The organism is Corynebacterium sp., assembly GCF_030532325.1.
Lineage (GTDB): Bacteria > Actinomycetota > Actinomycetes > Mycobacteriales > Mycobacteriaceae > Corynebacterium.
Genome location: NZ_JAUNLS010000009.1, coordinates 75,075 through 93,206 on the forward strand (window position 1 = coordinate 75,075; position 18,132 = coordinate 93,206).

14 protein-coding genes are annotated in these 18,132 nt (G+C 65.2%); 6 read left to right on the top strand and 8 right to left on the bottom strand.

The features are described 5' to 3' along the window. Positions 1-63 precede the first annotated feature (63 nt). Positions 64-891 carry a hypothetical protein gene (locus Q4E25_RS06635; protein ID WP_303155415.1) on the top strand — a complete coding sequence of 276 codons (828 nt, stop codon included), beginning with the start codon at positions 64-66 and terminating at the stop codon, positions 889-891. Positions 892-911: 20 nt separating this feature from the next. Here Q4E25_RS06635 and Q4E25_RS06640 read toward each other — a convergent pair whose 3' ends face one another. The 4 genes from Q4E25_RS06640 to Q4E25_RS06655 are packed head-to-tail and all read right to left on the bottom strand — an operon-like array spanning position 912 to position 4,362. Then, positions 912-2,087 carry a multidrug effflux MFS transporter gene (locus Q4E25_RS06640; protein ID WP_303155418.1) on the bottom strand — a complete coding sequence of 392 codons (1,176 nt, stop codon included), beginning with the start codon at positions 2,085-2,087 and terminating at the stop codon, positions 912-914. Further along, a complete protein-coding gene (locus Q4E25_RS06645; protein ID WP_303155421.1) occupies positions 2,084-2,848 on the bottom strand; it encodes an ABC transporter permease in 765 nt (254 codons plus the stop codon). The genes Q4E25_RS06640 and Q4E25_RS06645 overlap by 4 nt, the downstream gene beginning before the upstream one ends. Beyond that, the gene (locus Q4E25_RS06650) at positions 2,848-3,798 is read right to left on the bottom strand and encodes an ABC transporter ATP-binding protein (RefSeq protein WP_303155423.1); all 951 of its coding nucleotides are present in this window, start codon (positions 3,796-3,798) and stop codon (positions 2,848-2,850) included. The genes Q4E25_RS06645 and Q4E25_RS06650 overlap by 1 nt, the downstream gene beginning before the upstream one ends. Positions 3,799-3,828: 30 nt before the next feature. Next, positions 3,829-4,362: an NUDIX domain-containing protein gene (locus tag Q4E25_RS06655; RefSeq protein ID WP_303155425.1), complete on the bottom strand. Its 534-nt coding sequence runs from the start codon at positions 4,360-4,362 to the stop codon at positions 3,829-3,831. Positions 4,363-4,463: 101 nt separating this feature from the next. Here Q4E25_RS06655 and Q4E25_RS06660 point away from each other — a divergent pair, with 101 nt between their 5' ends. From Q4E25_RS06660 to Q4E25_RS06670, 3 genes are all read left to right on the top strand, one after another. Further along, positions 4,464-5,909 (top strand): hypothetical protein, encoded by a 1,446-nt coding sequence (locus tag Q4E25_RS06660; RefSeq protein WP_303155427.1) that lies wholly within the window; start codon positions 4,464-4,466, stop codon positions 5,907-5,909. Positions 5,910-6,019: 110 nt separating this feature from the next. Continuing rightward, a complete protein-coding gene (locus tag Q4E25_RS06665) occupies positions 6,020-6,958 on the top strand; it encodes a glutamate ABC transporter substrate-binding protein (RefSeq protein WP_303155428.1) in 939 nt (312 codons plus the stop codon). Further along, complete coding sequence (locus Q4E25_RS06670) at positions 6,955-9,543, top strand: serine/threonine protein kinase (RefSeq protein ID WP_303155431.1); 2,589 nt, start codon at positions 6,955-6,957, stop codon at positions 9,541-9,543. The genes Q4E25_RS06665 and Q4E25_RS06670 overlap by 4 nt, the downstream gene beginning before the upstream one ends. Here the strand turns inward: Q4E25_RS06670 and Q4E25_RS06675 are convergent, their stop codons facing one another. From Q4E25_RS06675 to pta, 3 genes are all read right to left on the bottom strand, one after another. Further along, entirely contained in the window at positions 9,544-9,912 is a 369-nt protein-coding gene (locus tag Q4E25_RS06675; RefSeq protein WP_303155432.1) for a helix-turn-helix domain-containing protein, read from the bottom strand. Positions 9,913-10,086: 174 nt separating this feature from the next. After that, the gene (locus Q4E25_RS06680; RefSeq protein ID WP_303155435.1) at positions 10,087-11,307 is read right to left on the bottom strand and encodes an acetate kinase; all 1,221 of its coding nucleotides are present in this window, start codon (positions 11,305-11,307) and stop codon (positions 10,087-10,089) included. Then, entirely contained in the window at positions 11,308-12,666 is a 1,359-nt protein-coding gene (pta, locus tag Q4E25_RS06685; protein WP_303155438.1) for a phosphate acetyltransferase, read from the bottom strand. Between the two features lie 521 nt (positions 12,667-13,187). Between pta and Q4E25_RS06690 the strand changes: the two genes are divergently transcribed. Together Q4E25_RS06690 and Q4E25_RS06695 are read left to right on the top strand one after the other, a co-directional pair. Continuing rightward, positions 13,188-15,323, top strand: a complete 2,136-nt coding sequence (locus tag Q4E25_RS06690) for a glucose PTS transporter subunit IIA (RefSeq protein WP_303155441.1) — start codon at positions 13,188-13,190, stop codon at positions 15,321-15,323. Between the two features lie 225 nt (positions 15,324-15,548). Continuing rightward, complete coding sequence (locus tag Q4E25_RS06695; RefSeq protein WP_303155443.1) at positions 15,549-16,382, top strand: PRD domain-containing protein; 834 nt, start codon at positions 15,549-15,551, stop codon at positions 16,380-16,382. Between the two features lie 24 nt (positions 16,383-16,406). On the opposite strand, the gene purT is transcribed toward Q4E25_RS06695, so the two are convergent. Continuing rightward, the gene (purT, locus tag Q4E25_RS06700; protein ID WP_303155446.1) at positions 16,407-17,756 is read right to left on the bottom strand and encodes a formate-dependent phosphoribosylglycinamide formyltransferase; all 1,350 of its coding nucleotides are present in this window, start codon (positions 17,754-17,756) and stop codon (positions 16,407-16,409) included. Between the last annotated feature and the right edge of the window lie 376 nt (positions 17,757-18,132).

Sequence of the window (18,132 nt, forward strand, 5' to 3'; positions counted from 1 at the left end):
CCCTCGTGAGCGAGCCGCGCACACAAGCACAAGCACAAGCACAGACAGTTTCGGGGGAAACGCATGCACGCCTACTTCGGGAGGGACGCCGCGCGCCAAGCCGTGCGCGACGGCGCTATCAAGATTGCCAATGGATTCTTCGTCTCCGAGCAGCCCACGCCGCATCAGCTCGCGCAGCTGATCACGCAGCGCTGGCCGGGCTCCGCGCTGGACGCGTACTCCGCTGCCCGCCTGCACCTCGGCAGGAAGCTAGAGTTCCCGCTACACTTCCTGCGGGCAAGCTCCATGCCTGCCAGCGAGTTCTTTCATCACCGCCGTGTCCAGCCCAAGGGCGTGCACAGTATCGAGGGCATCAACGTGTGCAATCCGCTGCAGGCAGTCGAGGCGCTGACGCATGACGAGGCCGTGTGGTTCCTGGAGAGTTTGTTGGCAGGAAGGGGTGCGTTTCAGCGCGTCGCTAAGCTCAAGCAGGACTTTCCCAAGCTGCCCACGCACACCCAGCGGGTGCTGGAGAAGGCCATCATCGGCGCGGATAGCAAGGTCGAGCGCATGCTCACCAACGCTCTGCGCGAGTACGTCGAGGTGCGCAACAACGTCAAGATTGGGCCCTATTTTTGGGATCTGTATCTGCCCAAGTACGGCATCGTCATCGACATCGACGGATACGCCTACCACAACGGCGAGGACCGGCAGACCTTCGAGGTGGATCGGCACAAGCTTAATGACGCCACCCAGCGCAAGCTGCGGCCCCTGCACTACACGGCCACCACGATTCTTCACCATCTGGACTTCGCCGTGACGCAGGTGCGCAGGACCGCCGAGGGGCGACGACCCACCGCTAGCCCGCCGTGGGAGTGGCACTGGCTGTGGCATGACCCCCTGGGTGGTTAGCGCTGGTCAGCGCTGGGTGGCTAGCGCTGGGGCTGCGGCCGCGTGGTGGCGTAGAGCATGCCGCACACCGCGATGGCCGCGCAGGCCACCATGCCCACGGACATCGTCAGTGCGGGATTGGAGCCCAGGCCCATCATCGGGCTGATGACCGAGCTGAGCAGTGCCTGGCCAAAGCCCATGACCGCGGAGACCGAGCCGGCCTTCTCCCGCATGAGGCCCGTGGCCAGGGCGATGGAATTACCCATAATGAAGCCGGTGGGACCCACGCAGAAGAAGAGCACGATGAGGCTCAGCCACACCGGCGCGCCCAGCACGATCGTCAGCAGCAGCGCGGAGCAGCTGCCCAGGGAGAGGAAGACGCCCGCGCGCAGCATGGTGGCCGGGGAGACCGTGTTGAGCAGCTTGGAATTGATGAGCGTGGCGAGGAAAATGCCCAGGGCGTTGAGGCCAAAGATGAGCGAGTAGGCCGTGGGGCTAAATCCCCACTGCTGCTGGATGACAAAGGCCGAGCCAGCGATGTAGCTAAACATCGCGCAGAAGCCGAAGGCCATGGTGACCATGAAGCCCCACACGTGCGGATTGCGCAGCACCGCGGCGTAGTTGCCGGCCACCCGGCGCAGCAGCTGATCGCGCGCGCGGCCGCCGGCGGTCTCCGGAACCAGCGCCCAGGCCAGCACCATCTGCGCCGCGTGCAGGACGGCCAGCACCCAGAAGATGCCCCGCCAACCCACCGGGCCCACCAGCAGGCCGCCGACCACCGGGGCCAACGCCGGGGCGATGCCCTGCAGGGCCATGAGCAGGGAGAAGGCCTTGGCCGCGGACTTTCCGCTCAGCAGGTCGGAGACCACCGAGCGGGCCAGCACCACGCAGGCCCCGCCGCCTAAGCCCTGGAGCACGCGGGCGGCGATGAGCACGCCGATGCTGGGAGAGAGCGCGGCCATAACGCAGGCGGCAAAGGCCAGGGCGGTGCCGGAGATGAGCAGGGGTTTGCGCCCGATGGCGTCGGAAAGCGGGCCGATGATCAGCTGGCCCAGGCCCATGCCGATAAAGAAGCCGGACATGGTCAGCTGCACGCCCGAGCGGGTGGCGCCGAGGTCCTCGAGGATCATCGGCATCGAGGGCAGGTACATATCAATGGCGAAAGGCCCTGTTGCGGACAACAGGGCCAGGACGCCAAACAGGGGGCCGGAGATCATGCGTCGCGCTTTTCTAGGGCAACGACTCCGATGACCCACAGGGCCACGGCCCAGATGAAGAAGATGACTCCGCCCATGGCCACGTTGTCCCAGGGGGCATTCGGGTCAACCGTGTTGTTGGTCCACTGGTAGAAGCCCTCGAAGGGCATGAAGTGGATGATCTTATCGCCCACCTTGGGCAGCAGGCGCACCACGCTCTCCAGGCCCAGGTAGAGGATAAGGGAGACCGCCACGGTGCCCGCGGTCTGGCGCATGATCCAGCCCAGGCCCTGCACGAAGAGCACGATGCCCACCGCGCCCAGCGGGTAGACCCACAGCAGGCGCTGCCCGGCCTCATCGCTAAAGGGGGTGAAGGCCTCCGCCGCCGAGGGGTTGGTGGTGAGATCCGCCAGCACGAAGATGAGCACCAGGTTGAGGAACATGATCACCGCGGCAAGGAAGGCGTACATCACCAGCTTGGCCAGGGCCACCATCCAGCGGTTGGGGTTGGCCATGTAGACGGTGGCTGGCAGCTTGTAGCGGTACTCGGTGGTCACCACCATCGCGCCCTGGATCATGAGCACCGGCACGCCCATGAGCAGCATGATGGAGCCCAGCCCGTCGGGGGTCAGCGGGCTCATGCCCAGCATGGCCTCCGGGGCGTTGAGGGAGTTGAGCAGCGTCCAGCCCACGGAGATGAACAGGATGATGCCGGTGGTCCACCAGAAGGAGGCGGTGGTGCGCAGCTTGGTCCACTCGGCCAGCAAGGTATTGACAAACATTAGTTCTTCTCCTCCTGGGTGCTCGGCGCGGCGGGCGCCTCGGCGTGGTACTGCACGGTATCGCCGGTCATCTGCATGAAGGCATCCTCCAGGGAGGCGCGCTGCAGGGTCAGCTCGTTGAGCGGCACGCCGGTGGAGTAGGCCAGTTGGCCAATGAAGTCCGTGGTCTGATCCGGGATCACCAGCATGTCGCGGCCTTCGGCGTCGGTGCTCTCGGTGTAGTCAATGCCGGCCTCGCGCAGCGCGCCGCCGAACTCCGGCAGGTGCTCCGAGCGCACGTGCACGGAGGAGGCCGAGTGCTCCTTGACAAAGTCGTAGGTGGACTGGTTGGCCACCAGGCGGCCGCGGCCGATGACCACGAGGTGATCCGCGGTCATGGACATCTCAGACAGCAGGTGGGAGGAGATGAGCACGGTGCGGCCTTCCTCCGCCAGCGCGCGCACCAGGGAGCGCACCCAGCGGATGCCCTCCGGGTCGAGGCCGTTGACGGGCTCGTCTAGGATGAGCACGCCCGGATCCCCCAGCAGGGCGCCGGCCAGGCCCAGGCGCTGGCCCATGCCGAGGGAGAAGCCGCCGGCTTTCTTCCCGGCGACGTCGGCAAGCCCCACCAGCCCCAGGACCTCGTCGACGCGCGAGACCGGGATGCCGTTGGACTGCGCCATCCACTTCAGGTGGTTGGCCGCCGAGCGGTTGGTGTGCACCGCTTTGGCGTCGAGCAGGGCGCCGACCTCACGCAGCGGGTTCTTGATATCCCGGTAGAACTTGCCGTTGATCGTGGCGGTTCCTGCCGTGGGGCGGTCGAGGCCCAGGATCATGCGCATGGTGGTCGACTTACCTGCACCGTTGGGCCCCAGGAACCCGGTAACCTGACCGGGTTCCACCGTGAAGCTGAGATCATCAACGGCGCGGACTGCCTTGTACTGTTTGGTGAGTCCGGCTACTTCAATCATGCGTTCCAGAGTGCCACAGGTTTCCGCGCTTTACCTGAGTAGGGTCTCTAAACGCTGCCGCAGGCCACCCAACGCGGCCTGAAACGGCGGCAGCAGGGGAAGCTGCTCCATTTCCTCGAGGGGAACCCAGCGCAGCTCCTCGGATTCCTCGTTGGCCTGGGTGGGCAGCTCCCGCCCGCTGCGGGTGCGCGCAAGCACCGTGGTGTAGGTCCACTCCCCGGGCAGATCCTCCGCCGCCGGGAAGGGCCCTGCGGTGACCAGGGCATCGAGCACCTCGACGTCCGCGGGGTCGATGCCGGTTTCCTCCTGGGTCTCGCGCAGCGCGGCCTGCGTGGGGGTCTCGTGCCTATCGCGCGCCCCGCCGGGGATGCCCCAGGTTCCGCCCTGGTTGGTCCACACGGCGCGGTGCTGCAGCAGCACGCGCTGCCCGGCCAGCAGGAACAGTCCCGCCGCGCCGAACTTGCCCCACACGGGGATACCCTGCGGGCCTGCCGCCCAGCCATCGCCAGAGTGATCACCTGAAAGCGGGCCAGTGTGTTCGCTGCGTGAGTTCATGCTGCCCATAGTAGGCACTAATCTGCCCGCGTAAGCCCCACGTGCGCCCGAGGCAGCAAACACACCCCCAAAGAGACTCACCCCACATCATCGGGCGCTATTCTAGGGGAATGACCGATCCGGGTGAGAAGGTGCGGGAGTCAGACGCGCACGCCGCCGATTCCTGGGGCGATCATTGGCTCGATGAGGTCACCGAGCCCGCCGCGCCCGCCTTTGCCCGGCCCACCCAGCTGGCCATGAACTCCTTCGCCGGCCCGGCGCGCCTCATCCGCCGCATCTATGGTTTTGCCGCCACCACCCCGGGCAAGCTCTTTAGCGTCACCCTCATCCTCACCGTGGCGCTGGCGGCGGCTGGCTTTTCGATGTCCAGCTCCTCCGCCAGCCGCCACGACGATCTCGATGCCCTCCTTTCCTCCACCGAGCCGATGTCTAACTCGGCGCACCACCTCTACACCAACCTCTCGCTGGCCGATACCGTGGCCTCGACGGGCTTCGTGCAGGCGGGCGTGGAGTCCCGCGCCAACCGGGACCGCTACAACGAGGCCATCGACGCCGCCTCCGTGGCCGCCACCCAGTCCGTGCTGGGCACTACGGCTGACGACGCCCGCGTGCGCGAGCTGGTCACCTTCATCCAGCGGGAGTTGCCCGTCTACACCGCGCTGGTGGAAAAGGCGCGCGCCAACCACCGCGCGGGCAACCCGGTGGCCACCTCCTACATGTCGAGTGCTTCCTCGCTCATGCGCTCTCAGATCCTGCCCGCGGCCTCGGAGCTGTTCTCGCTGACCTCGGAGAAGGTCTCCGCCCAGCAGCAGCGGCTGACCCGCCCGCAGTGGGTGCCGCTTTCCGGCCTGGTGGCCGCGCTGCTGTTCTTGGGCATTGCCCAGTGGTGGCTGTGGCGGCTGACCCGCCGCCGCTTCAACCGGGGTTTCCTCACCGCCAGCTTCCTACTGTTCATCGCCCTGGCGTGGGCCTCGGGCGCGAATTTTGCCACGTGGGCCTCGGGCCACCAGGGTTTCGAGACGGTCTCGCGCCCCTGGGATTCGCTCACGGCCTCCCGCATTGAGGCCCAGCAGATGCGCACCTCGGAGACGCTGGCGCTGGTGCGCCGTTCCTCACAGGAGGACATGACGGTGCAGTTTAGCTCCACCACCTATTCCATCAACGCGGCGCTGCGGGACTTTGAAGCCGCGTTGGAGGATGAAGACATCCTCATCCCCGATCCTTCCCTGCTCCCCCAGGCGCACCAGGCCCTGGAGGAGTGGGACGCCAGCCACCACCAGCTCATGGAGGATCTGGCCGGCGGCGATTACGACGACGCCGAGTACCAGGCCACCGTCATCGACCCGCAGGGGGATCCCACCGCGGCCAGCGCCTTCAACGAGGTGGACCGCACCCTGGCCGGGCTCATCGACCAAGCACGCGACGCCATGCGCGAGTACCTGGCCGACGGCCTGCGCGCCATGACCATGGTCTCCTCGGCGGTGCTCCTGCTCACCCTCGGCGCCATCGTGGCGGTATGGTTGGGTATCCGCCCGCGGCTTCAGGAGTACCTGTGATGAGATACGCCACCCGCACAAGAGCGGCAGCACGAACAACCACGGCACTTGCCCTCAGCGCCTGTCTGCTCGCCGCCTGCGAGCCCACACCCCCGGCCGAGCCGCCACAGATGAACCACCCCGCCGCGCAGCTCGACGCCACGCCGGGCCCGCCGCTGCCAGAGAACGCGGAGATTGAAAAGGCCGGCACCGTCCCACCCAAGGAGGCCAGCACGCAGGAGCCCATCGGCTCCTTCCGCCCGGATGACAAGAGCGCCAAGGAGCGGGTGCCGGAGATCATCAAGCGCGGCCGCCTCATCGTGGGCGTGGACCGCTCCAACAACCTGCTGAGCTACCGCGACGCCGCCACGGGCGAGGTGCGTGGTTTCGAGGTGGGCATCGCCCGGGAGATCGCCCGCGATATCTTCGGGGATCCCACCAAGGTGGACTTCCGCTTTGTGGAGTCCTCGGAGCGCGCCCAGGTGCTCAATGACCGCAGCGTGGATCTTGTCATCCGCACCATGACCATCAGCGCTGAGCGCCAGCGGGAGGTGGCCTTCTCCATCCCGTACATGGCTACCGACGCCCGCCTGTTGGTACTCACCAGCTCCGGCATCAACTCCATTGAGGAGACCAGCGGGCGCACCCTGTGCGCGGTGCAGGGCTCGACCTCTCTGGACACCATCCGCACCCATGCCCCCGGCGCGGACATTCTGCAGCCGCGCTCCTGGGGCGACTGCCTCATGGCTTTGCAGTTGGGGCAGACCGACGGAATCGTGGTCGATGACGCACTGCTCTCCGGCATGCTGGCGCAGGACTCCTACGCCTCCATCGTGGGCGAGCCCCTGCAGCGCCAGTACTACGGCGTGGCCGCCCGCCGCCCGGATGCCTTCTACGATTCCCGCCCGCTGCTGCGCCAGGTCAACTCCACCCTGGAGCGCATCCGCCAGGACGGCACGTGGTCCATGCTCTTCCAGCAGTGGCTGGGTGAGTACATGGATCAGCCCACCTTGCCGGAGCCGAAGTACCGCAAGGAAGACAGCGACGCCCGCACGGAGGAGAAGCCATGAGCGAGAAGCCCGACGATACCGCCGCCACCGACGCTGCCGCCGACGCCACCCAGGCCGTAGCCTTCGACCCCTTCGCCGATGACGAAGAGACAAGCGCTCACAGCACCAGCAGTGCAGCGGCTGACACCGAAGGCTCCACCGCGCACACCAACCCGGACGCCTACGCCGATGCCGACGCCGTGGGCACCGCGGCGGTGCCTTACGATCCCTTCGCCGACGAGTTCGATGACGGCACCAGCGCCCTGAGCACCCCGCTGCAGCACCACGGCAGCCACGGCATCAACAGCGCAGACGGCACCGACGGTACCGACGGCACAGGCAGCGCCACCAACACCGCAGCCGGCGAGGACGGCGAGGACTACGTCGGCTCCGATAACATCGCCGCGCTCATCGCGGAGCTGGGCCAGCTGCGTGACCAGCGCAAGCCGGAGGATCCCTCAGACGCCTCCCGCCGCAAGGCGCTGGATACCTTCCGCGAGCGCCGCTCCGCCAAGCGCACGGACCGCGAGGTCGCCGACGGCATGACCACCCTGCCCTTCGTGGTGCCCAGCGATCCGCACGACGCCCTCATTGACCCCAGCGCCAACTCCACCGTGGCCCCGCCGCAGCTCAACCCCGGGGACATGGTGGCCGGCCAGTACGAGATCCTTGGCGTCATCGCCCACGGCGGCCTGGGCTGGATCTACCTGGCCAATGATCACTTCGTCTCCGGGCGCATCGTGGTGCTCAAGGGCATGCAGTCAGAAAAGTCCGCCGATGAGACCGCCACCGCCCTGGCGGAGCGCGAGTTCCTGGCGGATATCACCCACCCGGGCATCGTGAAGATTTTCAACTTCATCGATGATGCCCGCGTGCCCGGCGGCTTCATCGTCATGGAGTACGTGGGCGGGCCCTCCCTCAAGCAGCGCCGCAATGACCAGGACAGCGGCCTCTTCCCGGTGGATACCGCGATTGCCTACATCCTGGAGCTGCTGCCGGCCCTGGACTACCTGCACGCGCGCGGGGTGGTCTACAACGACCTCAAGCCCTCCAACATCATCGTCACCGAGGATCAGGTCAAGCTCATTGATCTGGGCGCGGTCTCCGGCATCGGCGCCTTCGGCCACATCTACGGCACCAAGGGCTTCCAGGCCCCGGAGATCGCCACCAAGGGCCCCTCGGTGGCCAGCGATATCTACACCATCGGCCGCACCCTGGCCTGCCTGACGGTCAAGCTGCCCACCGAAGACGGCGTCTACGCCCCGGGGCTGCCCACCCCCACCGAGGAGCCGCTGTTTCGGCGCTACCTCTCCTTCTACCGCCTGCTGCTGCGCGCCACCGCCACGGATCCGGAGGAGCGCTTCACCAGCGTGGCTGAGCTGCGCGATCAGCTCTTCGGCGTGCTGCGCGAGGTCATCGCCCTGCGCGACGGCATCCAGCACCCGGCCCAGCACTCGCGTTTTTCCCCGCAGCGTACGACCTTCGGCACCAAGCACTTGGTCTTCCGCACCGATCAGCTCATCGATGGCATCGACCGCACCGTGCGCATCACTGCCCCCGAGGTGGTCTCCGCGCTGCCCACCCCGCTGGTGGATCGCAGTGACGTCGGCGCCTCCCTGCTGCAGGGTGCCTCCTATACCGAGCCACAGGAAGCCCTGGAGACCCTGCGCCAGGCCATGCGCACCCCGGAGTACGAGGAGTCCGCGGAGATCCCCCTGGGCGTGGTGCGTTCCATGATTGACCTGGGCTACATCGGCCAGGCCCGCGAGTGGCTCGACTCCATCCAGGAGGGCCTGGAGCAGGATTGGCGCTTCCAGTGGTACTCCGGCGTGGCTGAGCTGCTGTTGGATCACTACCGCGGCGCGCAGTCCCACTTCGCCCGCGTGCTCGATCTGCTGCCCGGTGAGGCCGCGCCGAAGCTGGCCATCGGCGCGGTCAACGAGCTCATCCTGCAGCAGCTGGGCTATACGGACACCTCGCTTATCGACGCCACCGTGGCCCGCGCCTGCGCCAACCTCACCACCAACCTGGCGGACCTGCCCAACGATGCCTTTGAGGATCAGCCGGACATCTGGGTTCACGTCACTGAGGATCCCGCGCACCTGCGTTTTAGCTCGATGCGCCTCTACGGCATTGTGTGGGCCACCAACCCCACCACGGTTTCCTCCGCCTTCGGCCTGGCCCGCCAGCTGCGCGCGGAGCAGCAGGTGGAGCTGGCCGTGGCCACCCTGGACAAGGTGCCCAACGCCTCGCGCCACCACCGCATGGCCCGGCTGACCACCATCTTGCAGCTGGTGGTGCACGATCTCACCGAGTCCCGCATCCGGCGTGCAGCTCGCCGCCTGGAGGAGATCCCGCAGAACGAGCCGCGCTTCTTGCAGGTCAAGGTAGCGGTGATCTCCGCGGCGCTGGACTTCTTGCGCGAGTCTGGCCTGGATGAGGCGGCCTCCCCCAACGATCTCTTTGAGTTCGCCTTCACGCAGCGCGGCCTGCGCTACGGCCTGGCGGACACGCTGCGCGCCCTGGCCCGCCAGGCCCCCTTTGCCCGCCACCGCTACGCCCTGGTGGATCTGGCCAACCAGGTGCGCCCGGTGACGATGTTCTAACTAAGAAGGCCCTGGCTCAGAGCGTTCGGCCCCAGAATGCTCGGGCTCAGAGTTCTTTGCCTTGGCTCCACGGATCGTCGGACGAGGCGGCCGGCGACGTAGGCGTTGAGCAGGCTGGCTTCCGACCGTTGCGTCATGGGCGTCACCTCCCTTCCCTACATCAACGGTGAGCTCTAAGTTGAGCGCTCCCAGGGCATCGAGCACAGGCAGCAACTCAACGGTGGTCTTGCCGCTTTCCAGATCACTGATCCACTTTCGGCTCCGGCCGATGCGCGCGCCAAGTTCGGACTGCGTCAAACCCAACTCTTTTCGGCGCGTACGAATCTCCGTGGCGAGCTGCATCACGGTCGTGATCGTGCGTTGTGCCATGATGTCTCCTCCTCACCCATCTCTCCACGACGCCCATCAAGCGTCACCGTACGGTTACATAAAGAAAAGTCACCGCTCGGTTACATCTTCCAAAGTAACCGAGCGGTGACATCAAGGCAAGAGCCGCAAAACGAATATCACCGAAAGGCGCGCGCCGCGTCGACGGATGCGGGCTTAGTACAGCCCCGCCTCACGCGCCATGTCCGCAATCACCACGGACTTCTGCGCAATCGCCAGCTCCTCGTTGGTGGGCACCACGAAGACCTTCACCGGGGAATCCGCGGTGGAGATCATGCGCGGCTCCTTGGAGCGCACGAGGTTGGCTTCCTTATCAAAGTGGATGCCGTACATGTCCAGGTTGTAGAGCGAGTCCTGGCGCACCTCGGTGTCGTTCTCACCCACGCCGGCGGTGAAGGTGATGGCGTCCACGCGGCCCAGGGCAATCATGTAGGCGCCGATGAATCGGCGCAGCTGGTGAATGTAGATGTTGTAGGCCAGCCAGGCGTCCTGGTCCTCAGCGATGATGCGCTCGCGCAGCACGCGGAAGTCGTTGACGCCGGCGATGCCCTTGACACCGGACTTCTTGTTGAGCAGCTCGTCGATCTCATCCACGGTCATTCCCGCCTCACGCACGAGGTGGAAGATGATACCCGGGTCGATGTCGCCGGAGCGGGTACCCATGGCCAGGCCGGCCAGCGGGGTCAGGCCCATGGAGGTATCAATCGGGCGGCCGTTGCGGATGGCCGCGGCCGAGGCACCGTTGCCCAGGTGCAGGGTGATCTGGTGGACGTGATCCGGGTCGCGCCCCAGCAGCTTCGGCACCTGCTGGGAGACAAACTCGTGGGAGGTGCCGTGGAAACCGTAGCGGCGGATGTCGTACTTGGAGGCCACGTCGTTGTTGATGGCGTAGAGCGCGGCGGCCGGCGGGATGTGGTTGAAGAAGGCGGTATCGAAGACCGCCACGTGCGGGATATCCGGCAGCAGCTGGCGGGCCACGCGGATGCCGTCCAGGTTGGCGGGGTTGTGCAGCGGGGCCAGCGGGATGAGGTCCTCGATCATGGACTCGATCTGGTCCACGATGAGCTGCGGCTCACTAAACAGGCGCCCGCCGTGCACCACGCGGTGGCCCACGGCGACGACCTCGACGTCCTTCGGGCCCACGCCATGTTCGTGCATGATGGCAAAGGCGCGGTCAAGGCCAAAAGAGTGGGTGGGGATTTCCAGCTCTTCTTTGTACTCTTCGCCGCCGGTCTTGACGGTGACAGCGCCCATGGGCTCGCCCACCTGCTCCACCAGGCCGGAGACCAAGGGGGTATCGGTGGCCGAGCTAGTGGGGTCTACCAGCTGAAACTTGACTGAGGATGAGCCTGAGTTGAGAACCAGTACGTATGCCATCTACTTTGCTCCTGCCTGAATTGCGGTGATCGCCACGGTGTTGATGATGTCCGGAACGGTCGCGCCGCGGGAGAGATCGTTAACCGGCTTGTTCAGCCCCTGCAGAATCGGGCCCACCGCCAGGGCACCGCCGGTGCGCTGCGCGGTCTTGTACCCAATGTTGCCCGCCTCCAGGTCCGGGAAGATGAAGACGTTGGCCTGGCCGGCCACCGCGGATTCCGGGGCCTTCTTGGCCGCCACACCTGGGTCGCAGGCGGCGTCAAACTGCAGCGGGCCGTCCACCTTCACGCTGGAATCGGCCGCCTTGGCTGCCTCCACTGCGGCCACGGCGCGCTCGACGTCCGGGCCGGCGCCCGAGGTGCCCGTGGAGTAGGAGAGCATAGCCACGCGCGGATCGATGCCGAACTGTGCTGCGGTCTTGGCGGAGACCACGGCGATTTCCCCGAGCTGCTCCGGGGTGGGGTTGGGGTTGACCGCACAGTCACCGAAGGCCCACAGGCGGCCTGGCATCACCATGAGGAAGATGGAGGAGACCACGGAGGCCCCCGGCGCGGTCTTGATGATCTGGAAGGAGGGCTTGATGGTGTGCGCGGTGGTATGCGCGGCACCGGAGACCATGCCGTCTGCCAGGCCCTTGTACACCATCATGGTGGCAAAGTAGGAGACATCCTTCATGGTCTCGCGGGCCTGCTCGAGGGTCACCCCCTTCTTCTTGCGCAGCTCTGCAAAGTCGGCGGCGAACTCCTCCGCCAGCGGGGAGGTGAGGTGGTCAATGATCTCCACCCCCTCCAGGGAGACGCCGAGCTTTTCTGCCCGCTTGGCGATGTCCTCCGCATCACCCAGGATGGTCAGCTGGGCCACCTTGCCGGCCACCAGCTCGCCGGCGGCGGCGAGGATGCGGTCATCCTCGCCCTCGGGCAGGACGATGTGCGCGCCGATGGCGCGGGCCTGGTCCAGCAGATTCTTCTGGAAGAGCTCCGCGCTCATGTAGGGCTCGATCTCGGCAACGTCCTTGAGCGCACCGGGCACCGAGGAGATATCAGTAAAGGCGCCCACCACGGTGGCGCCGACGGAACGTGCGTGGTTGAGCGCCAGCTCGGAGGTTCGCTCCGGGGCGTTGGAAATGAGGATGAAGGGAAGGCCCAGCGCTGCGGCAGCCTTGGCGTCGAAGTCCATCACGCCGGTGCCCTGGATCACCAGGTCCCCCTCCGGCGCGTTGACGAGTACTTCCCCGAGTTCGGTACCCAGGTCATCCACGAGCGCATAGGTGGCGCCGAGTTCCTGAGCTAGGGATTCAATGTTGAGGCCGTCGAATCCACAGCCAATGACGCTGATGAACGCTGAGTTATGTGCGGTCATGAAGCACCTCTCCTAGTAGTTATGTTCCAGCTCACAGGTGGAAAACTAAGTGACTACTCAACCCTACTGTAGCGTTGCTTTTTGTGCCCTTTTCCACGGCTATGTGCGTTGTAAAACACAGTTTTTGCCCGATTACGCCCGTTTAGGCCCTGATTTTCACATTGATAAGTGAACAACAGCACACCGATAAGTGAATCACGGCACAGCACTAGGTGAATGATCACACAACGATTGCTTCTTTATGAGCCCCATGAGTAACATCAGGTACAGGATTGTTACTTCGGGTAAGACTTCCGGCTAAGGCTGCTGAGACTCCTGAGGGCAAGACCTAGACCGTGCGCCATCTCGGCACACCGCCACACTTGTGCTGGCGCACCGCCACGCATCTGGCGCACGGTCTAGGTCTTTTGTGGTTTTTACGTCCACTGGCCCTGACGCTGCCACCCCGCCGGGGCGCACCCTCAGAGCAAACAAGCCGCACTGAAATCAAGTCGCACTGAAAGAACACGAAAGGAACTCTCATGTCGACAGAGACTCGCTCGGCAGCCGAGGCCATCCTTGATGGCATCGGCGGGGCGGATAACATCGTCTCCTTCACACACTGCGCCACCCGCCTGCGCTTCGAGCTGGCTGACGCCTCCAAGGCCAACAAGGACGCGCTTGAGGCCATCCCCAAGGTCATGGGCGCTGTCCCGCAGGGCGGCAGCAACTATCAGGTGGTCATCGGCGGTGACGTGGCCACCGTCTACGACGAGATGCTCGCCCTTCCGTCCATGAAGAACTTCGGCAACACCGACGCCGACGTCAAGGCCGCCGCTCGCGCCAAGGCCAAGGGCAAGCTGCCCTGGATGGACGCCTTCTTTGAATACCTCTCAGACTCCTTCCGCCCGATCCTGGGCGTGCTGCTGGGTGCGTCCCTGGTCATCGCCTTCGCCGCGGTGCTCGACGCCCTCGGCGTGGTGGACTTCCGCGCTGAGGATAAGCCGGCCGCCTGGATCTTCGTCGACGCCATGTGGCGCTCCGTCTTCTTCTTCCTGCCGGTGATGGTGGCCTACAACGCCGGCAAGAAGCTGCGCATCGACCCCTGGGTGCCCGCCGCCATCATGGCCGCGCTGTTCACCCCGGAGTTCACCGGCCTCAAGGACAACCCGGCCGTGCAGTGCATCACCAATGACACCCTGGGCACGGAGCAGTGCTCCATCGATATCTTCGGACTGCCGATGCAGCTGCAGGATTACGGCGGAAACGTCTTCGTCCCGCTGATCATGGCCGCTGTGGCCGCGCTGTTCTACAAGGGTTTTCAGAAGATCATCCCCTCTGCGGTGCACATGGTCTTTGTCCCCTTCCTCACCCTGGTCTTTGTCATCCCGCTGACCGCCTTCCTCATCGGCCCCTTCGGCGTGTGGGCCGGTAACGGCATCGGCGCTGGCCTGTCCTGGCTCAACAGCAACGCGCCTTTCGTCTTCGCGCTGGCCATCCCGATGCTCTACCCCTTCCTCGTCCCGCTGGGCCTGCACTGGCCGCTCAACGCCCTCATGCTGGTCAACATCCAGACCCTGGGCTACGACTTCATCCAGGGCCCCATGGGCGCATGGAACTTCGCCTGCTTCGGCGCCACCGCCGGTGTGCTTGCTCTGTCCATCCGTGACCGCGACACCGTGATGCGCCAGACCTCCGCCTCCGCACTCATGGCCGGTCTCTTCGGCGGCATTTCTGAGCCTTCCCTGTACGGTATTCACCTCCGCTACAAGCGCATCTACCCGCGCATGCTGGTGGGCTGCTTCGCCGGCGGCCTGACCATTGCCCTGCTGACCATCGGCACCAACGGCATCACCACCAACGCCTTCGTGTTCACCTCGCTGCTGACCATCCCGGTCTTTGACCCGATGCTCAAGTACGTCATCGCCATCGCAGTGGCCTTCTTTGTGGCCTTCCTGCTTATCTTCTTCACCGATTACCGCACCCCGGAGGAGCGCGCCGAGGCCCTGGCTGCCCGCGACGCCGCCGAGGCCGCCGGCATCGATCCTTCCGAGGCTGCGCTGCTTGACGATGCCTCCCTCGCCGCCGCCAGCGCCACCACCGGCGCTGCTGCCGGTAGCGCTGGTGCCGCCACCGCCGTGGCCACCAAGCCCGAGACCAGCACCGCTGCAGCCGACTCCGCCACCGACGCCGACGCACACACCGCCGCCGGTACCACAACGGGCACCGTAGAGATCACCTCTCCGGCCACCGGTGAGGTTGTCCCCATGGCTGAGATCGATGATCCGGTCTTCTCCGCCGGCACGCTGGGCGATGGCGTGGGCGTCATCCCCGCCACCAACGAGGTCCACTCCCCCGTCTCCGGCACCATCGTCAGCGCCATGAAGTCCGGCCACGCCTACGGCATCAAGACGGACTCCGGCGTTGAGGTCCTCGTCCACATCGGCATCAACACCGTGAAGATGAAGGGCGAAGGCTTCACCCAGGCCGTCAAGAAGGGCGACACCGTCGCCGCCGGTGACCTGCTGGCCACTGTGGACTTTGACAAGGTCCGTGAGGCTGGCTACGACACCACCATCGTCGTGGCCGTGACCAACACCAAGTCCCTGGGCTCGGTCACCCCGGCCGGCCTCAAGCACGCCAGCGTGGGTGACACCATCATCACCGCCACCCGCTAGTAGCGCGCCATAGACAAATCAGTCGCAGGCGGCCCGCCGAACACTTCCAGCGCGAACTCCAGCGCACACTCACCGCGAAGTGTTTAGCGGGCCGCTTCTTCGTATTAAGCTTGCTTAGCAGAATTCCCGCACCCTACAGTTCCCCGTCCCCGCAACTCATAGTCCCCGTCCCACTCCCACAGTTCCCATCGAGGCCCCTCGATAACTGACTCCGAAAGGCAACCCGTGCAACTTCTTCGCGTCTTCAACAACAACGTCATCTTGGCGCGACGCGACGGCGAAGAAGTTATCGTCACCGGACGCGGCATCGGCTTTCAGGCCAAGCCCGGGGATCCGGTGGATCCGGAAAAGGTGGTTAAGATCTTCGTGCCCGCCTCCGGGCGGGACCCCGATCACTCCGCAGCCATGGTGGCGGCCATTCCCGGCGAGTACGTTCAGCTCATCATCGATGCCATGGGGCGGGTAGACATCCCCGAGGCCCTGCGCAGCAAGCTCACCCTCGTGGTTGCCCTGGCGGATCACGTGCATGGTGCGAACACCCGCGGAATCAGCGTGGCCTACCCCCTAGAGGCCGAGGTGCGCCACCTCTACGCCGAGGACTTCGCCCTGGCCACCGACCTCTTGACTGAGATCAACAAGGAGCTAACCACTCCCCTGGATTCCTCGGAGGCCGTCGCGCTCACCCTGCACCTGGTCAACGCCGGCTTCACGGTGGGTGATCTCTCCGGCACCTACCGGATGACGGGCCTCATCCAGCAAATCCTGGACATCATCGGCTCGCACAACGGCATTGTCCTCAACAGCGAGGACATCTCGGTAGCCCGCTTCATCACCCACTTGCGCTACCTCTTCGTGCGCATGGCTGAGCACAAGCAGCTGGACTCCGCGGATAGCAAGGTGGCCAGCGCCATCAACTCCCAGTACCCGGAGGCTGACGAGTCCGCCCAGGTGGTGGCCAACCTCATCGAACTGCGTATGAATGACTCGCTGACCCCCGATGAGATCTCCTACCTCACGCTGCACATCGCGCGCCTGCAGGAAACCGCTGCGAAGTCCTGACAAGCAAGCCCTTACAGCACTGAGTTAGTCGTCTGCGGAGCGAATCAATGTCGGATCCACCTCGACCACCGGCTCCGGCTCTTCAAGGACCTCGATATCGGATTCCTCGGATTGCTCCACATCGATGGCCAGGGACTCCCCGTGCAGCTCCACGCCCGGGGTGGCGCACACACCGATCTTCCCGGCCGCCAAGGCCGCGCGGTCGCGAGCAGTCTCAATGTCCTCCGCGGTCGTGGTAACCAGACCCATGCGCCTCCCCACGTAGGCACTGGGCTTGCCAAAAAGCAACACGTCCGTCTCCTCGTAGGCCAGCGCCTCCGCGATGCCAGTAAACGCCACCTCTTCCAAGCCCTCCTCCGCGTGCACGAAGGCTCCCGCGCCCGGAGAGGTCAACGTGACATCGATGGGGAATCCCAGAATGGCGCGTGCGTGCAGCTCGAATTCAGAAAAACGCTGCGTATAGGCGGTCAGCATCGCGGTATCAGAGGGCCGCGGTGAGACGGAAGAGAAGTACACGTCATCGCCGGCTACAAAGAGCTCGACGCCGTACACACCACGCCCGCCCAGCTCATTGGAGATTCTCGCCGCCACGGAGCGGGCGTTCTCGAGTGCCGCCGCACTCATAGGCATGGGCTGCCACATCTCCACTAGGTTTCCGCGCTCGTGGCGGTGGCCGATGGGCTCACTGAACCACGTGCTGAGCATGCCGGTTGCCGGGTCCACGGAACGCACAGCAAGCAGTGTTACCTCGTAGTCAAAGTCCACGAAGCGCTCCGCCACCACACGGTCACCGGTCGAAGAAAACCTGTGCACGACCTCCCACGCTGCATCGATGTCCTCTTCGTCCTTGACCACCATGTGCCCGCGCCCGGAGGTGGTCACGTCAGGCTTCACGATGCACGGCAGGCCCAGTTCCGCGATAGCTTCCTTGAGTTCTTCCTCGTTGTTGGCCATGCGGTAGGCGGACACCGGCAAACCGATGTTTTCTGCCACCTGGCGCACGCTCTCGCGCGTCTGGGTGAGCTCACATGCCCGGGCGGTGGGCACGACGATCGCGTCTGTCTCCTCCTCCAGGCGGGAGAGCGCCCCCACAGCGATGGTTTCTACCTCGGGCACAACGTAGTCCGGCTTGATGCGCTCGGCGAGCTCCCACACCTTGTCTTCGTCGTGGATGTCTGCGATGTAGCTAAAATGCGCCAGCTGCTGGGCCGGTGCGCCTGCGTAGCGGTCGACAGCGTGGACCTCCATGCCAAGGTTCTGGAAGGCGATGACGAGTTGCTTTCCCAGTTCCCCCGCTCCGAGCAACAGCACTTTGGTGGCGTTGCCGGTCAGTGGTGTTCCGATGTGACCTGCGATTTCGCCTGAATTGTTCATTCCCAAATTATTGCACAAATAATAAGAAAAGCCGCGATGAACAGGCACGAACTCTGGCTAGCACGCAGATCACCAACGCCCGCCGCCACCCCAGTGAAGGGGAGGACGACGGGCGTCATGCTTGGTGGAATTGCCGTGGCAACCAGCCGGTGACTAGCTGGGAGCTAGCCACCAACCAGCGTCCTTGCCACGGACTCTGTATTCCTAGGAGCTATACCTCGAAAGGATTACTCCTGGGTGTCGGTGTCCTCAGCGGGAGCCTCAGCGTCCTCGGAAGGAGTTGCATCCTCGGTCGGAGCGGTCTGCGCTTCAGAGGAGGAACCATTCTCATCCTTGGAGGAAGAACCCTCAGTGGAGGAAGACTCATCCTTGGAAG

What these genes read in the sequence shown, in the direction of transcription:
- Q4E25_RS06635 (WP_303155415.1), top strand. Translation starts at nt 64, where the DNA reads ATGCACGCCTACTTCGGGAGGGACGCCGCGCGCCAAGCCGTGCGCGAC.
- Q4E25_RS06640 (WP_303155418.1), bottom strand. Translation starts at nt 2,087, where the DNA reads ATGATCTCCGGCCCCCTGTTTGGCGTCCTGGCCCTGTTGTCCGCAACA.
- Q4E25_RS06645 (WP_303155421.1), bottom strand. Translation starts at nt 2,848, where the DNA reads ATGTTTGTCAATACCTTGCTGGCCGAGTGGACCAAGCTGCGCACCACC.
- Q4E25_RS06650 (WP_303155423.1), bottom strand. Translation starts at nt 3,798, where the DNA reads ATGATTGAAGTAGCCGGACTCACCAAACAGTACAAGGCAGTCCGCGCC.
- Q4E25_RS06655 (WP_303155425.1), bottom strand. Translation starts at nt 4,362, where the DNA reads ATGGGCAGCATGAACTCACGCAGCGAACACACTGGCCCGCTTTCAGGT.
- Q4E25_RS06660 (WP_303155427.1), top strand. Translation starts at nt 4,464, where the DNA reads ATGACCGATCCGGGTGAGAAGGTGCGGGAGTCAGACGCGCACGCCGCC.
- Q4E25_RS06665 (WP_303155428.1), top strand. Translation starts at nt 6,020, where the DNA reads ATGAACCACCCCGCCGCGCAGCTCGACGCCACGCCGGGCCCGCCGCTG.
- Q4E25_RS06670 (WP_303155431.1), top strand. Translation starts at nt 6,955, where the DNA reads ATGAGCGAGAAGCCCGACGATACCGCCGCCACCGACGCTGCCGCCGAC.
- Q4E25_RS06675 (WP_303155432.1), bottom strand. Translation starts at nt 9,912, where the DNA reads ATGGCACAACGCACGATCACGACCGTGATGCAGCTCGCCACGGAGATT.
- Q4E25_RS06680 (WP_303155435.1), bottom strand. Translation starts at nt 11,307, where the DNA reads ATGGCATACGTACTGGTTCTCAACTCAGGCTCATCCTCAGTCAAGTTT.
- pta (WP_303155438.1), bottom strand. Translation starts at nt 12,666, where the DNA reads ATGACCGCACATAACTCAGCGTTCATCAGCGTCATTGGCTGTGGATTC.
- Q4E25_RS06690 (WP_303155441.1), top strand. Translation starts at nt 13,188, where the DNA reads ATGTCGACAGAGACTCGCTCGGCAGCCGAGGCCATCCTTGATGGCATC.
- purT (WP_303155446.1), bottom strand. Translation starts at nt 17,756, where the DNA reads ATGAACAATTCAGGCGAAATCGCAGGTCACATCGGAACACCACTGACC.